Source organism: Streptomyces sp. YGL11-2 (assembly GCF_050054615.1).
Taxonomy (GTDB): Bacteria; Actinomycetota; Actinomycetes; order Streptomycetales; family Streptomycetaceae; genus Streptomyces.
Map to the genome: position 1 here is coordinate 1 of NZ_JBNHIN010000150.1, position 1,323 is coordinate 1,323.

The following is a 1,323-nucleotide window of genomic DNA, read 5'->3' on the forward strand; positions in this document are numbered from 1 at the left end:
TGAGCTTCCCCCGAGATGCGGAAGGAGTTGACAGCGGGTCAGATGGGACTCATGAGAGGACCAGTGACCATGGCTGCACCCAGGAAGTACTCGCTGGAGTTGCGTGAGCGTGCGGTGCGGATGTATCGCACTGCGGATCCGAAGCCGCAGATCAAGAGGCTGGCCGCCGATCTCGGGGTGCATCCCGAGGCCCTGCGCGGCTGGATCCGCCAGGCCGAGGCGGACGCCGGCGAGCGTGACGACCGGCTGACCACCGACGAGCGGGCCGAGCTGGTGGCCCTGCACAAGGAGAACGTCCAGCTCAAGCGGGCCAACGACGTGCTGCGGACGGCCTCGGCGTTTTTCGCGGCGCAACTCGACCCGACCCGGCCCAGGTGACGGCGCTCATCGACGAGCACCCCCGCCTGGGAGTCGAGTGCGTCCTGCGGGAACTGCACATCCCTTCCTCCACGTACTACCGGTGGCGCCGCACCGAGCGCGAACCGTGCGAACGACTGCGCCGGGACGCCGAGCTGACCGAGCAGATCCGTGAGATCCACGCCGACTCCGGCGGGATCTACGGCTCACCGCGCGTGCACGCCGTCCTGAAACGCGAAGGCGTCAATGTCGGGCGCAAGCGGGTCGAAAGGCTGATGCGCGAGGACGGTCTGGCGGGTGTGAGCCCGCGGCGGAAGGGCTTCACGCGCCGGGACCCGAAGGCCACCCTGGCCCCGGACCTGGTCAACCGCGACTTCACCGCCAAGGCGCCGAACCGGCTGTGGGTCACCGATCTCACCATGGTCTCGACCGGCGAGGGACCGTTGTGGCTCTCCGCGATCCGCGACGCCTTCTCCCGGCGCGTGGTGGCCTGGGAGACCTCCGCCCGCGCGGACGCCGACCTGGTGCTGACCACGCTGGAGTACGCCCTCGCCTCCCGCGAGATCGAGCCCGGACGGCTCATTCATCACGCCGACCACGGCTGTCAATATACGTCCATCAAGCTCACAACCCGCTTGATGCGAGCGGGAATTGATGGGTCCATGGGCTCGGTCGGAGACTCCTACGATAACGCCCTCGCGGAGAACCTGTGGATGATCGTCAAGACCGAGGGCCTGCGCGGCCGCGTTTTCTCGACGCGCGCCGAAGCGAACCTCGCACTCTTCGAGTACATCGACGGCTTCTATAACAGCCGGCGCATCCAGGAACGGCTCGGCTGGCTCAGCCCGATCGAGTTCGAGGAGAAGTACTACACCAGGCAGGCGACGGCCGAACCGACGAACCTGAACACCCGTCAACCCTCTCTGACCAGCTGATCAACACCTCCCGCACGCCGGGGGAAGCTCA

General features: G+C 67.2%; 2 protein-coding genes. Both read left to right on the forward strand.

Annotated elements, in window-relative coordinates:
• The first annotated feature begins 69 nt into the window (after positions 1 to 69).
• The gene (locus ACO1BR_RS44075) at positions 70 to 378 is read left to right on the forward strand and encodes a transposase (protein ID WP_426800746.1); all 309 of its coding nucleotides are present in this window, start codon (positions 70 to 72) and stop codon (positions 376 to 378) included.
• Positions 375 to 1,292 carry an IS3 family transposase gene (locus ACO1BR_RS44080; RefSeq protein ID WP_426800747.1) on the forward strand — a complete coding sequence of 306 codons (918 nt, stop codon included), beginning with the start codon at positions 375 to 377 and terminating at the stop codon, positions 1,290 to 1,292. The genes ACO1BR_RS44075 and ACO1BR_RS44080 overlap by 4 nt, the downstream gene beginning before the upstream one ends.
• Positions 1,293 to 1,323 lie beyond the last annotated feature (31 nt).